The organism is Pseudomonas syringae (assembly GCF_001698815.1).
Lineage (GTDB): Bacteria > Pseudomonadota > Gammaproteobacteria > Pseudomonadales > Pseudomonadaceae > Aquipseudomonas > Aquipseudomonas syringae_A.
On sequence record NZ_LGSI01000032.1, the window covers coordinates 18,359 to 31,654 of the forward strand.

The 13,296-nt window shown below is 56.7% G+C and carries 14 protein-coding genes; all 14 read right to left on the minus strand.

Annotated elements, in window-relative coordinates:
• Positions 1-34 precede the first annotated feature (34 nt).
• Positions 35-1,402: a bifunctional UDP-N-acetylglucosamine diphosphorylase/glucosamine-1-phosphate N-acetyltransferase GlmU gene (glmU, locus tag AFK24_RS08045; protein ID WP_065832756.1), complete on the minus strand. Its 1,368-nt coding sequence runs from the start codon at positions 1,400-1,402 to the stop codon at positions 35-37.
• A 116-nt stretch (positions 1,403-1,518) separates the two neighbouring features.
• Complete coding sequence (locus tag AFK24_RS08050; RefSeq protein WP_020292048.1) at positions 1,519-1,944, minus strand: F0F1 ATP synthase subunit epsilon; 426 nt, start codon at positions 1,942-1,944, stop codon at positions 1,519-1,521.
• A 44-nt stretch (positions 1,945-1,988) separates the two neighbouring features.
• Positions 1,989-3,368 (minus strand): F0F1 ATP synthase subunit beta, encoded by a 1,380-nt coding sequence (atpD, locus tag AFK24_RS08055; protein ID WP_065832757.1) that lies wholly within the window; start codon positions 3,366-3,368, stop codon positions 1,989-1,991.
• A gap of 27 nt (positions 3,369-3,395) precedes the next feature.
• A complete protein-coding gene (gene atpG / locus AFK24_RS08060) occupies positions 3,396-4,256 on the minus strand; it encodes a F0F1 ATP synthase subunit gamma (RefSeq protein ID WP_020292046.1) in 861 nt (286 codons plus the stop codon).
• Between the two features lie 50 nt (positions 4,257-4,306).
• Positions 4,307-5,851 carry a F0F1 ATP synthase subunit alpha gene (gene atpA / locus AFK24_RS08065; RefSeq protein WP_065832758.1) on the minus strand — a complete coding sequence of 515 codons (1,545 nt, stop codon included), beginning with the start codon at positions 5,849-5,851 and terminating at the stop codon, positions 4,307-4,309.
• Positions 5,852-5,872: 21 nt separating this feature from the next.
• Positions 5,873-6,409, minus strand: a complete 537-nt coding sequence (locus AFK24_RS08070) for a F0F1 ATP synthase subunit delta (RefSeq protein WP_065832759.1) — start codon at positions 6,407-6,409, stop codon at positions 5,873-5,875.
• Positions 6,410-6,421: 12 nt separating this feature from the next.
• A complete protein-coding gene (locus AFK24_RS08075; protein WP_020292043.1) occupies positions 6,422-6,892 on the minus strand; it encodes a F0F1 ATP synthase subunit B in 471 nt (156 codons plus the stop codon).
• A gap of 57 nt (positions 6,893-6,949) precedes the next feature.
• The gene (gene atpE, locus AFK24_RS08080; RefSeq protein WP_002555987.1) at positions 6,950-7,207 is read right to left on the minus strand and encodes a F0F1 ATP synthase subunit C; all 258 of its coding nucleotides are present in this window, start codon (positions 7,205-7,207) and stop codon (positions 6,950-6,952) included.
• Positions 7,208-7,356: 149 nt separating this feature from the next.
• Positions 7,357-8,226, minus strand: coding sequence for a F0F1 ATP synthase subunit A (gene atpB / locus AFK24_RS08085; RefSeq protein ID WP_020292042.1), 870 nt, complete (start codon positions 8,224-8,226; stop codon positions 7,357-7,359).
• 16 nt (positions 8,227-8,242) lie between these two features.
• Entirely contained in the window at positions 8,243-8,650 is a 408-nt protein-coding gene (locus AFK24_RS08090) for a F0F1 ATP synthase subunit I (RefSeq protein ID WP_020292041.1), read from the minus strand.
• 146 nt (positions 8,651-8,796) lie between these two features.
• Positions 8,797-9,669 carry a ParB/RepB/Spo0J family partition protein gene (locus AFK24_RS08095; protein ID WP_020292040.1) on the minus strand — a complete coding sequence of 291 codons (873 nt, stop codon included), beginning with the start codon at positions 9,667-9,669 and terminating at the stop codon, positions 8,797-8,799.
• A 9-nt stretch (positions 9,670-9,678) separates the two neighbouring features.
• Entirely contained in the window at positions 9,679-10,470 is a 792-nt protein-coding gene (locus AFK24_RS08100; RefSeq protein WP_020292039.1) for a ParA family protein, read from the minus strand.
• An 18-nt stretch (positions 10,471-10,488) separates the two neighbouring features.
• Entirely contained in the window at positions 10,489-11,124 is a 636-nt protein-coding gene (gene rsmG, locus AFK24_RS08105; RefSeq protein ID WP_080482079.1) for a 16S rRNA (guanine(527)-N(7))-methyltransferase RsmG, read from the minus strand.
• A gap of 5 nt (positions 11,125-11,129) precedes the next feature.
• Positions 11,130-13,022, minus strand: coding sequence for a tRNA uridine-5-carboxymethylaminomethyl(34) synthesis enzyme MnmG (gene mnmG, locus AFK24_RS08110; protein WP_065832761.1), 1,893 nt, complete (start codon positions 13,020-13,022; stop codon positions 11,130-11,132).
• Positions 13,023-13,296 lie beyond the last annotated feature (274 nt).

Sequence of the window (13,296 nt, forward strand, 5' to 3'; positions counted from 1 at the left end):
AATTTCCCCGGCGCCCTCCCGGATAAATCCGGTCCTACGGCTTCTTGATCTTCACCGGACGCTTCCAGCCTTCGATGTTGCGCTGGCGAGCGCGGGCGACGGCGAGTTGCGACTTATCCACATCCTGGGTGATGGTCGAACCGGCGGCGGTGTTCGAGCCATCGCCGATACTCACAGGCGCAATCAGTGAATTGTTGGAGCCGATGAATACATCTTCGCCAATCAGGGTCTGGTGCTTGTTGGCTCCATCGTAGTTGACCGTGATGGTGCCAGCGCCGATGTTGGTGCGTGCACCAATCACGGTATCGCCAAGGTAGGTCAGATGGCCCGCTTTCACACCTTCACCCAGATGAGCATTTTTCAGCTCGACGAAGTTACCCACATGCGCCCTGGCTTCCAGCACGCTTCCCGGACGCAGACGGGCAAACGGACCGGCATCGCTGCCCTCACCCATGATCGCGCCGTCGATATGGCTGTTAGCTTTGATGACAACGCCTTTGCGCAAGGTGCTGTCCTTAACCACGCAGTTAGGCCCGATCACCACGTCGTCTTCGATAATCACCCGGCCTTCGAGGATCACGTTGATATCAATCAGCACGTCGCGACCCACGGTCACCTCGCCGCGCACGTCAAAGCGCGCCGGATCACGCAACGTAACGCCTTGAGCCATCAAGCGGCGGGCTTCGCGCAATTGATAGTGACGTTCCAGTTCCGCCAGTTGCTTGCGGTCATTGGCGCCCTGCACTTCCATGGCGTCGTGAGGCTGCTCGGTCGCCACCACCAGGCCGTCGCCGACCGCCATGGCGATCACGTCCGTCAGGTAATACTCGCCTTGGGAGTTGTTGTTCGACAGCCGTCCCAACCATTCCGCCAGACGCTTGCCCGGCACAGCAAGAATTCCGGTGTTGCCTTCGGTAATGGCTTTCTGAGCTTCAGTTGCGTCTTTATGCTCGACGATGGCACAGACACGATTCTGTTCGTCCCGCACGATGCGGCCGTAACCCGTCGGATCGTTGAGATTGACGGTCAACAAACCCAGTTGCTCGGCGTTGACCTTTTTCAGCAGACGTTGAAGGGTTTCGACTTCGATGAGGGGTACATCGCCGTAAAGGATCAGCACGTTCTCGGCAGTCAGTTCCGGCAGCGCTTGTGCAACCGCATGGCCGGTACCCAGTTGCTTGTCCTGCATGACGAAATTCAGATCATCTGCAGCCAGACGCTCACGCACGACATCCGCGCCATGTCCGATCACTACATGGATGCGTTGCGGCGAAAGCTGGCGGGCGCTGTGGATAACATGCCCAAGCATGGAATCGCCGGCGACCGGATGAAGGACCTTGGGCAGGGCCGAACGCATGCGAGTGCCTTGGCCAGCGGCGAGAATAACGATATCGAGAGACATGGGGGCTTCCAACTGAGCGAGCCGCGAACCCGTGAATCCGGGTGGGCTGATCCTGAAAAAAGAAAAAGGGTAGCCGAGGCTACCCTTTTACTCAATCGCGCAGAATGATGGCGGGGTTAGCCGCCGTATTTCTTGCGAATTTGCTGAACGGTACGCAGCTGGGCTGCGGCCTCGGCCAGACGAGCGGTTGCAGATCCGTAATCGAAATCTGCGCCCTTTTCGTGCAGAGCTTTCTCGGCTGCCTTTACGGCTGCCTGAGCAGAGGCTTCGTCCAGGTCATCAGCGCGTTGCACAGTGTCGGCAAGCACCTTGACCATGTTCGGTTGAACCTCGAGGAAACCACCCGAGATGTAATACACCTCGGCTGCTCCGCCCTGCTTGATCAAGCGGATCGGACCTGGTTTCAGATCAGTGATCAGCGGCGCGTGGCCTGGAGCGATACCGATATCACCCAGGTTGCCGTGCGCAATCACCATCTCGACCAGACCGGAGAAAATTTCTCCTTCCGCGCTGACGATATCGCAATGGACTGTCATAGCCATTTGCTTGCCTCGACCTGATTAGCGCCCGTTGCCGGGCGCTGGGATTACAGTTTCTTGGCTTTCTCGATCGCTTCTTCGATGCCGCCGACCATGTAGAACGCTTGTTCTGGCAGGTGGTCGTAGTCACCGTTGAGGATGCCTTTGAAGCCGGCAATGGTGTCTTTCAGGGAAACGTATTTACCCGATGCACCAGTGAAGACTTCAGCCACGAAGAACGGTTGCGACAGGAAGCGCTGGATCTTACGAGCACGGTTAACCAACTGTTTGTCGGTCTCCGACAGCTCGTCCATACCCAGGATCGCAATGATGTCCTTCAGTTCTTTGTAGCGCTGCAACACGTACTGTACGCCGCGAGCGGTGTCGTAGTGTTCCTGGCCGATTACGTTCGGGTCCAATTGGCGCGAAGTCGAATCCAGTGGATCTACCGCTGGGTAGATACCCAGGGAAGCGATGTCACGGGACAGTACGACGGTTGCATCCAAGTGGGCAAACGTGGTCGCTGGCGACGGGTCAGTCAAGTCATCCGCTGGTACGTATACCGCCTGGATGGAAGTGATCGAACCGTTTTTGGTCGAAGTGATGCGCTCTTGCAGAGTACCCATCTCTTCGGCCAGGGTCGGCTGGTAACCTACTGCGGAAGGCATACGGCCCAGCAGTGCGGATACTTCAGTACCGGCCAGCGTGTAACGATAGATGTTGTCGACGAACAGCAGAACGTCGTTACCTTCGTCACGGAATTTCTCGGCCATGGTCAGGCCGGTCAATGCTACGCGCAGACGGTTACCCGGCGGCTCGTTCATCTGACCGTAAACCAGTGCCACTTTGTCCAGAACGTTGGAGTCCTTCATCTCGTGGTAGAAGTCGTTACCCTCACGGGTACGCTCACCCACACCGGCGAACACGGAATAACCGCTGTGCTCGATGGCGATGTTACGGATCAGTTCCATCATGTTTACGGTTTTGCCTACACCGGCACCACCGAACAGACCGACTTTACCGCCTTTGGCGAACGGGCAAACCAGGTCGATAACCTTGATGCCTGTTTCCAGCAGATCGTTGCCGCCCGCCTGCTCAGCGAAGGTTGGCGCAGGACGGTGAATGCCCCAGCGTTCTTCGGTGTCGATTGGACCGGCTTCGTCGATCGGGTTGCCCAGCACGTCCATGATCCGGCCCAGAGTCGCTTTACCGACCGGTACGGAGATGGCTGCGCCAGAGTCTGTAACTTCCAGACCACGCTTCAAGCCCTCGGTGGAGCCCATCGCAATGGTGCGAACCACGCCGTCGCCCAGCTGCTGCTGAACTTCCAGGGTGGTCGCTGCCGCGCTTTGAACCAACAGCGCGTTGTAGATGCTCGGTACGCTATCGCGTGGGAATTCCACGTCGATCACGGCGCCGATGATTTGAACGATACGTCCGCTACTCATTAGCTGGTTCCTCTAATATTTGAACCGTTAAACCGCGGCAGCGCCGCCGACGATTTCCGAGATCTCTTGGGTGATCGCTGCCTGACGCGCCTTGTTGTAGATCAGCTGCAAATCGCTGATCAAATCACCGGCGTTGTCTGTGGCGTTCTTCATCGCGATCATCCGCGCTGCTTGTTCAGCTGCGTTGTTCTCGACCACCGCCTGGTACACCTGCGACTCAACGTAGCGAACCATCAAGCCGTCAAGCAGCTCTTTGGCGTCCGGTTCGTAGAGATAGTCCCAGTGGTGCTTGAGTTTCTGATCCGGGGTTGCCACCAGCGGAATCAATTGCTCCACCGTTGGCTGCTGGGTCATGGTGTTGATGAACTTGTTGGATACCACGGACAGGCGATCAATACGGCCATCCAGGTAGGCATCCAGCATCACCTTGACGCTGCCGATCAAATCATTGATCGACGGCTCTTCGCCCAAGTGGCTGATCGCAGCGACGACGTTACCGCCGAAGTTGCGGAAAAATGCCGCACCTTTGCTGCCGACCACACACAGATCGATCTCTACGCCGTTTCCACGGTTTACCGCCATGTCCCTGACCAAAGCCTTGAACAGGTTGGTATTCAAGCCACCGCACAAACCACGGTCACTGCTCACTACGACATAACCGACACGCTTTACTTCGCGCTCGATCATGAACGGGTGGCGGTATTCCGGGTTGGCGTTGGCCAGATGACCAATCACCTGGCGGATGCGCTCCGCGTAAGGACGGCTAGCAGCCATGCGCATTTGAGCCTTGCGCATTTTACTGACCGCCACTTTTTCCATGGCGCTGGTGATCTTTTGCGTGCTTTTGATGCTCGCAATCTTGCTGCGAATCTCTTTTGCGCCTGCCATGTAACACCTATCAGGTTAGCAAGCGGGAGCCTTTCGGCCCCCGCTGCGGCTTACCAGGTTTGGGTGGCCTTGAACTTCTCGACACCAGCTTTCATGCCAGCGTCGATTTCGTCATTGAAGTCACCCTTCACGTTGATCTTCGCCATCAAATCGGCGTGATCGCGGTTGAAGTAAGCAATCAGCGCTTGTTCAAAGCTGCCAATCTTGGCGATTTCGATGTCGATCAGGAACCCACGCTCAGCGGCATACAGCGACAGCGCCATGTCAGCAATCGACATTGGTGCATATTGCTTCTGCTTCATCAGCTCGGTAACGCGCTGACCATGCTCAAGTTGCTTACGGGTCGCTTCGTCCAGGTCAGAAGCGAACTGGGCGAATGCCGCCAGTTCACGGTACTGAGCCAGAGCGGTACGGATACCACCGGAGAGCTTCTTGATGATCTTGGTCTGCGCAGCACCACCCACACGGGATACCGAAACACCGGCGTTCACAGCCGGACGGATGCCGGAGTTGAACATGGCCGATTCCAGGAAGATCTGACCGTCAGTGATGGAAATCACGTTGGTCGGAACGAACGCGGAAACGTCGCCAGCCTGGGTTTCGATGATCGGCAACGCGGTCAGGGAACCGGTTTTGCCGGTCACTGCGCCATTGGTGAACTTCTCTACGTATTCTTCGGAAACACGCGATGCGCGTTCCAGCAGACGGGAGTGGAGATAGAACACGTCGCCTGGGTAAGCTTCACGGCCTGGTGGACGGCGCAGCAGCAGGGAAATCTGGCGGTAAGCCACTGCTTGCTTGGACAGATCGTCATAAACGATCAGCGCGTCTTCACCGCGGTCGCGGAAATACTCGCCCATGGTGCAACCCGAGTACGGTGCAAGGAATTGCAGCGCAGCGGATTCGGAAGCACTGGCAGCAACGACGATGGTGTTAGCCAACGCGCCGTTTTCTTCGAGTTTGCGAACCACGTTGGCGATGGTCGATTGTTTCTGACCAATTGCTACGTAGACGCAGAAGATGCCGCTGTCTTTCTGGTTGATGATTGCGTCGATGGCCAGAGCGGTTTTACCGATCTGACGGTCACCGATGATCAGCTCACGCTGGCCACGGCCGACTGGAATCATGGCATCGACGGCTTTGTAGCCGGTCTGCACAGGCTGGTCGACCGACTTACGCCAGATCACGCCCGGTGCAACCTTCTCGACAGCGTCAGTGATGACGTTGTTCAGAGGGCCTTTGCCGTCAACTGGGTTACCCAGTGCATCGACTACGCGGCCGAGCAGTTCCGGACCAACCGGAACTTCAAGGATGCGGCCAGTGCACTTGGCGCTCATGCCTTCAGCCAGAGTCGTGTAAGCGCCCAGTACCACAGCACCTACAGAGTCTTGCTCAAGGTTCAGCGCCATACCGTAGACGCCGCCCGGAAACTCGATCATCTCGCCGTACATTACGTCGGCCAGACCGTGAATCCGCACGATGCCGTCAGATACGCTGACGACTGTGCCTTCGTTACGGGCTTGGGAGGTTACATCGAGCTTGTCGATGCGACCCTTGATGATTTCACTTATTTCGGAAGGATTGAGTTGCTGCATTGCTCTGCTGCCCCTTCAAACTCAAGATTTCAATGCTTCGGCTAGTTGCGCGAGTTTGCCGCGAACTGAGCCATCGATAACCAGGTCGCCGGCGCGGATTACGACACCACCGATAAGGGTGGCATCCTCCACAGCGTGCAGGCGCACTTCCCGGCCGAGCCGTGCACTGAGAACCTTGGCGAGTTTGTCTTGCTGTTCTTGGTTCAATGCAAAAGCACTGGTGACATCGACATCGACTGATTTTTCCTGCTCGGCCTTGTACAGGTCGAACAGTTCGGCGATCTCCGGCAAAAGCGGGAGACGGTCGTTTTCAGCAACGATGTGGATGAAATTCTGTGCCTTGGCATCGAACTTGTCGCCACACACTTCAATAAAAGTGGTGGCCTTGTTTGCGCTCGTCAGTCGCGGGGCCTTGAGTACGCGCTGCATGGTGTCGTCTTCCGACACCGCTGCAGCCAGGCCGAGCATGGCTGACCAATTGGCCAGTTGCTGGTGAGCCTGGGCGTACTCGAAGGCTGCCTTAGCGTAAGGTCGGGCCAACGTGGTCAGTTCTGCCATGATCGCCCTCGCTTAAATTTCAGCAGCCAGTTTATTAACCAGCTCCGCGTGCGCGTTTTGATCGATTGTGGCACCCAGGATCTTCTCTGCACCATTGACTGCCAGGCTACCCAATTGGGCGCGCAGCGCATCTTTGACACTGTTCAGTTCCTGCTCGATCTCGGCCTGAGCCTGAGCCTTCACACGTTCAGCTTCAACGCGAGCCTGTTCCCGGGCTTCGTCGACAATCTGAGTACCGCGTTTCTTGGCTTGCTCAATGATTTCAGCTGCCTGAGCTTTTGCATCGCGCAGTTGATGACCCGCTTTCTCTTGGGCCAACTCCAGGTCGCGAGCTGCTCGGCTGGCAGCGTCCAGTCCATCCGCGATCTTCTTCTGACGTTCGTGCAAAGCCGTAATGACCGGAGGCCAAACGTACTTCATGCAGAACAGCACAAAAATGAAGAACGCAACGGACTGGCCAATCAGGGTTGCATTAATGTTCACGCCAACACCTCGCTCGTTCGTTGTCCATCACACCAATCACCTCGAATATTCGAGAGATTAGCCAGCGAGTTGACCAACGAAGGGGTTCGCAAAGGTGAAGAACAGAGCGATACCAACACCGATCATGGTCACGGCGTCGAGCAGACCGGCAACGATAAACATTTTGACCTGCAGCATTGGAACCATTTCTGGTTGGCGAGCAGCGCCTTCCAGGAACTTGCCGCCCAGCAGGCCGAAACCGATTGCAGTACCCAGTGCGCCCAGGCCGATCAACAGTGCAACAGCGATAGCAGTTAGACCAACTACAGTTTCCATCTTTCCTCCCGACTTTTACGTCGTATTGGTTAGGTTTTTTAGATTAAAGCGGTAAAACAAATCGTTTCCAGCATCAGCCCTTGCGGTTACCCGCTCGCGGCTATCCTCTCGCCGAAACGAGAGGTACATCCAGACGCGCCAGGCGAGTCTTAATGGTTGTCTTCGTGAGCCATCGACAAGTAAACGATGGTCAGCATCATGAAGATGAACGCCTGCAAGGTAATGATCAGGATGTGGAATACAGCCCACGCCCATTGCAGAACCACGCCCAGGCCGCTGAGCCAGAGCAGGCCGCTGCCGAACATGACGGCGATCAGGATGAACACCAGCTCGCCAGCGTACATGTTGCCGAACAGACGCAGTGCCAACGAAATCGGTTTGGCAATCAGAGTCACGAATTCAAGCAGGAAGTTCACCGGAATCAACAGCGCCTGAACAAAGATGTTCTTGCTGCCGAACGGGTGAAGGGTCAGTTCGCCGATGAAACCACCGATGCCCTTGACCTTGATGCTGTAGATGATGATCAACGCAAACACCGACAGGGCCATGCCCAGGGTCGCGTTAGGGTCAGTCGTCGATACCGCACGGAACGGAATGTGAGAATCCCCGGTGATCATGATCGCCAGCTGAGGAATCCAGTCGACCGGGATAAGGTCGACGGCGTTCATCAGGAAAACCCAGACGAAAATGGTCAGTGCCAGCGGTGCAATCACCGGGCTACGACCGTGGAAGCTGTCCTTCACGCTGCCGTCGACGAATTCGACAAGCACTTCAACGAAGTTCTGCAGTGCACCTGGTTGACCTGAAGTCGCCTTTTTTGCCGCCATGCGGAAAATCAGGACGAAGATCAGACCCAGTGCGACCGACCAGCCGAGAGTATCGACGTGGAAAGCCCAAAAACCCATTTCCTTCGCCGCGGCCGCATCGTGGGCGAAGCCCCAAGTGCCGTCCGGCAAATGACCAAAGGTCAGGTTCTGCAAGTGGTGCTGGATATAGCCCGAAGCTGTTTGCTCTGCCATGGTTGCCTCAAACGCCCTAAGGTCTCGAAAGTCTTGTTCTCATAAGCACCGGTGCGAACCAGCTGACCAGTTGGGTCAGCATGAAGACGCCGAATACAGCCAGCGGCGCCAATGGCTTCACACCTGCGAACGTCAGTGCAAACAGCACTGCCGTTAAAATCAGTTTGCCCGCCTCGCCGGCATAGAAAGACCGGACAATGGCTTGCGCTGCTCTAGCCCCGGTGAACCGGAAAGCCTTATGAGCGAAATACAAATTGGGGAGCCAAGCTATCAGGCCTCCGCACAGCCCTGAATATCCAGCTACGACCCCGTGCCACTGCCACAGCGCCAAGGCTGCCAGCAGCAGGACAATAAATTGAGCCAGCAATACCGGGAAAACCGCCAGGCGATGGAACGGCAAGCGGTTTGGCATGCGAGATTCCATCACAACTGCTCCTAGTGCGTCGGCCGCCAAAATCAATAACTTGGCATAAAATGTGCCGACAAAATGCGCGCAGAGTATAGGGGCGCTTAAGCCCCTATTCAACCGTCAGGTAGTGATTTCCGACTACACGCTACACAGCAATTGTTTCAGCGGATGTGTGCGAGCACACCCTGAAGCTCATCCAGTGAGTTATATCGGATGACTAATTGACCTTTTCCCTTCTGCCCATGGCGAATTTGCACCGCGGAGCCCAGCCGCTCGGCCAATCGCTGTTCCAGGCGGCTGATGTCGGGATCGGTTTTTACCGGCTCAGCAGCGGCCGGTTTTCCGCTCAACCACTGGCGAACCAGGGCTTCTGTCTGACGCACAGTCAGGCCACGTGCGACAACGTGTCGCGCCCCTTCGACCTGCCTGTCTTCGGGCAAACCGAGCAACGCGCGAGCATGACCCATTTCCAGGTCGCCATGGGACAGCATGGTCTTGATGACTTCAGGCAACGCAATCAGACGCAGCAGGTTGGCCACGCTGACGCGGGACTTACCCACCGCGTCGGCGACTTGCTGCTGGGTCAGCTGGAATTCCTGTTGCAAACGCTGCAGGGCGACCGCTTCCTCGATGGGATTGAGATCCTCTCGCTGAATATTCTCGATCAGCGCCATGGCGATAGCCGTTTCATCCGGCACATCGCGCACCATCGCGGGAATGGTCTCCATCCCGGCCTGCTGGCTGGCACGCCAGCGGCGCTCACCGGCAATGATTTCAAAACGGTTATCGGCAAGCGGCCGCACCACGATGGGCTGCATCACGCCCTGGGCCTTGATGGACTGGGCCAGCTCTTCGAGGGCTTGCGGGTCCATGTCGCGGCGCGGTTGATATTTGCCCCGCTGGATCAGATCCAGCGGTACGTGCTGCAATTCGCGCTGATCGGCCTTGACGGCCTGTTCTTCCAGCGAACTGACGGTTGGACTGCTCAGAAGTGCGTCCAGCCCACGTCCGAGACCTCGTTTCTTGACGGCCATGGGATTCCCTTAAGTTGGCTGAGCTGTGCGCGTAGTGCGCCGTTGACGACGAACCATTTCCCCGGCCAGAGCCAGGTAGGCCAGCGCACCGCGCGATGACTTGTCATACGCCAGCGCCGGCATGCCGAAACTCGGCGCCTCGGCCAGACGGATGTTGCGCGGAATCACCGTGTCGTACAGCTGTTCGCCAAAGTGTTCCTTGAGCTGGGCAGAAACGTCGTTGATCAGGCTCAGGCGAGGGTCATACATGGTTCGCAACAGGCCTTCGATCTTCAGCTGCGGGTTGAGCAGTTCGCCAATGCGCTTGATGTTATCCACAAGGTCACTGAGCCCTTCGAGGGCAAAGTATTCGCATTGCATGGGGATAATTACCCCATCGGCCGCAACCAGAGCGTTCAATGTGAGCATCGACAGCGACGGCGGACAGTCGATGAGGATGTAGTCGTAATTCTCGCGGATCGGCGCCAGCGCATTGCGCAGGCGACTTTCCTTCATCTGCATTTCCAGCAGATTGACTTCCGCAGCCGTGAGGTCGCGGTTGGCCGGCAGCAGCTGATAACCGCCATGCTCGGAAAACTGCATGGCTTGCACCAGATCGCATTCGCCGATCAGTACATCGTAAATGGAGTTTTCCAGCCCGTGCTTATCCACACCGCTACCCATCGTAGCGTTGCCTTGCGGGTCGAGATCGATCAACAGGACGCGGCGCTTGGTCGCGACCAGTGACGCTGCGAGGTTGATGCAGGTGGTGGTTTTGCCCACACCACCCTTTTGGTTCGCTATCGCGAATACCTTAGCCATTCTTGCTTGTGTTCCCAGTCATGCCGTGCGGCGCAGTATCAGCAGATGGCGTTGGCCTTGGCAACCTGGAACGGTCAAGGCTTGTGCGCTATCGAGGTAAAAATCTGCCGGTAATGCTACCAGCTCATCGGCAGGATGCAGCCCTTTCATCGCCAGCCATCGCGTATCGGTGTCACCCATATGACGGGTCCACCCGGTAAAGTCCTCGAGGCTGCTGAACGCCCGGGAAACAATCCCGGTAAACGGTACTGCGGGCTGATAAGACTCTGCACGGCTGTGGATAACTTCCAGATTGTCGAGCTTGAGCTCAAGTTTAACCTGGGTCAGAAATCGTGTTTTCTTGCCATTGCTGTCCAGTACGGTGACTTTCATCTCCGGAAACAGGATAGCCAATGGAATGCCCGGCATGCCGCCGCCACTGCCGACATCGAGCCAACGCGGGCCTTCGATGAAAGGGACGACACTCAAACTGTCGAGCAAATGCCGCGAAACCATCTCATCGGGATTACGCACCGCAGTGAGATTGTAGGCCTTGTTCCACTTGATCAGCAGTGCCAGGTAAGCCAGCAGCTGGGTGTGCTGGCTTTCGCTGAGGTTTACCCCCAGCTGTTGGGCGCCACGGGATAACTCTTCGGCGTGTTGCGGGGTGACCATAGAACTCAAGCGCTTTGCTCCAACTGACGGCCCGCGCCGCGTTTTTTCAAATGAATCATCAACAGGGAAATCGCCGCCGGGGTAACGCCGGGGATGCGTGAAGCCTGTCCGAGGGTTTCCGGTCGAGTTATCCCCAGCTTGCTCTGAATTTCTTTCGACAGGCCGGAAATGCCGGTGTAGTCGATATCTTCAGGAAGTTTAGTGTCTTCGCTGGCACGTAACCGGGCGATTTCATCCTGCTGCCGGTCGATGTAACCGGCGTACTTGGCCTTGATCTCGACCTGTTCGGCCACTTGCGGATCCAGGCAGCCGTCACCGGTGATAGACACCAGGCTGGCGTAGTCGATCTCCGGACGGGTCAGCAGGTTGAGCAAATTGTATTCGTGAGTCAGCGGCGTGCCGAAATGACTGGCAATGGCTTCGCCCTGTTCGGTACCGGGACGAACCCAGGTACTTTTCAGACGCTGCTCTTCGCGGGCAATGCTTTCGCGCTTGGTGCAGAAAGCGGCCCAGCGCTGGTCATCGACCAGACCCAACTCGCGCCCCTTCTCGGTCAGACGCAGGTCGGCGTTGTCTTCACGCAGGATCAAACGGTACTCCGCCCGTGAGGTAAACATCCGGTACGGTTCCTGGGTTCCCAGGGTAATCAGGTCGTCGACCAGCACGCCGATGTACGCCTCGTCACGTCGCGGACACCAGCTTTCCTTGCCCTGAGCGCGCAATGCAGCGTTGGCTCCGGCCAGCAAACCCTGGGCTCCGGCCTCTTCGTAACCGGTTGTGCCGTTGATTTGGCCAGCGAAGAACAGGCCGCCGATGACCTTGGTTTCCAGGCTGTATTTCAGGTCACGAGGGTCGAAATAGTCGTATTCGATGGCATAGCCAGGACGCACGATATGGGCGTTTTCCATACCGCGAATCGAGCGCACCACTTGCAGCTGAACGTCAAACGGCAGGGAGGTGGAAATGCCGTTTGGATACAGCTCGTGCGTGTTCAGCCCTTCCGGCTCGATGAAGACCTGATGGCTTTCCTTGTCGGCAAAGCGGTGGATCTTGTCTTCGATCGATGGGCAATAGCGCGGGCCGACACCTTCGATGATTCCCGAATACATCGGCGAACGATCAAGGTTTGCGGCAATGATTTCGTGGGTACGAGCGTTGGTATGGGTGATCCAGCAACTGACCTGGGCCGGATGCTGTTCCTTGGAACCCATGAACGACATGACCGGAATCGGCGTATCACCCGGTTGCTCGGTCATCACCGAGAAATCTACCGAACGACCATCGATGCGCGGCGGCGTACCGGTTTTCAGGCGACCGACGCGTAGCGGTAATTCACGTAAGCGTTGTGCCAGGGCAATCGACGGCGGATCTCCGGCGCGACCACCCGAATAATTCTGCATCCCTATGTGGATAAGTCCACCCAGGAAGGTGCCGGTCGTCAGCACAACCGAGTCGGCCATGATGCGCAGGCCCATTTGGGTCACGACACCACGTACCTGATCCTGCTCGACGATCAGGTCGTCACAGGCTTGTTGAAATATCCACAGGTTCGGCTGGTTTTCGATGGCTTCACGGATCGCGGCCTTGTACAGGACGCGGTCTGCCTGAGCACGGGTCGCCCGCACCGCCGGGCCTTTGCGGCTATTCAAAACGCGGAATTGAATACCGCCTTTGTCCGTAGCCATCGCCATGGCGCCGCCAAGGGCGTCGATTTCCTTGACCAGATGGCTTTTACCGATGCCACCGATCGCCGGGTTACAGCTCATCTGACCCAGCGTTTCCACGTTATGGGTCAACAGAAGGGTTTTTGCACCCATACGTGCCGACGCCAGTGCGGCCTCGGTACCGGCATGACCGCCACCGATGACGATCACTTCAAAACGGGAAGGGAAATCCACCACGCACCTCGTGCCTGTTGTAGATGGGAATTTGGGATAGCTGACAAGTATAGGGACTTCACCCCCCTGAAAGGAACCCGTTGAACAAAATTTAACCAGCTGTGGAAAACTCTTAGATATAGAAATTAAAAGAGAGAAGATTTATAGAATCTTTGTTTTTATGTTTATTTCTACTGAGCACCATTTCTGTGGATAGAATGCTACAGGCCTTATATATCAATATGTACAGAGATTCAAAAGTCTGTGGTCATGTGCCAATGAGGGGTTGGGATAA

Coding starts and splice junctions, on each gene's coding strand:
- atpB (WP_020292042.1), bottom strand. CDS start 8,226: ATGGCAGAGCAAACAGCTTCGGGCTATATCCAGCACCACTTGCAGAAC.
- atpE (WP_002555987.1), bottom strand. CDS start 7,207: ATGGAAACTGTAGTTGGTCTAACTGCTATCGCTGTTGCACTGTTGATC.
- AFK24_RS08090 (WP_020292041.1), bottom strand. CDS start 8,650: ATGGAATCTCGCATGCCAAACCGCTTGCCGTTCCATCGCCTGGCGGTT.
- atpD (WP_065832757.1), bottom strand. CDS start 3,368: ATGAGTAGCGGACGTATCGTTCAAATCATCGGCGCCGTGATCGACGTG.
- atpA (WP_065832758.1), bottom strand. CDS start 5,851: ATGCAGCAACTCAATCCTTCCGAAATAAGTGAAATCATCAAGGGTCGC.
- atpG (WP_020292046.1), bottom strand. CDS start 4,256: ATGGCAGGCGCAAAAGAGATTCGCAGCAAGATTGCGAGCATCAAAAGC.
- rsmG (WP_080482079.1), bottom strand. CDS start 11,124: ATGGTCACCCCGCAACACGCCGAAGAGTTATCCCGTGGCGCCCAACAG.
- AFK24_RS08050 (WP_020292048.1), bottom strand. CDS start 1,944: ATGGCTATGACAGTCCATTGCGATATCGTCAGCGCGGAAGGAGAAATT.
- AFK24_RS08100 (WP_020292039.1), bottom strand. CDS start 10,470: ATGGCTAAGGTATTCGCGATAGCGAACCAAAAGGGTGGTGTGGGCAAA.
- AFK24_RS08095 (WP_020292040.1), bottom strand. CDS start 9,669: ATGGCCGTCAAGAAACGAGGTCTCGGACGTGGGCTGGACGCACTTCTG.
- glmU (WP_065832756.1), bottom strand. CDS start 1,402: ATGTCTCTCGATATCGTTATTCTCGCCGCTGGCCAAGGCACTCGCATG.
- AFK24_RS08070 (WP_065832759.1), bottom strand. CDS start 6,409: ATGGCAGAACTGACCACGTTGGCCCGACCTTACGCTAAGGCAGCCTTC.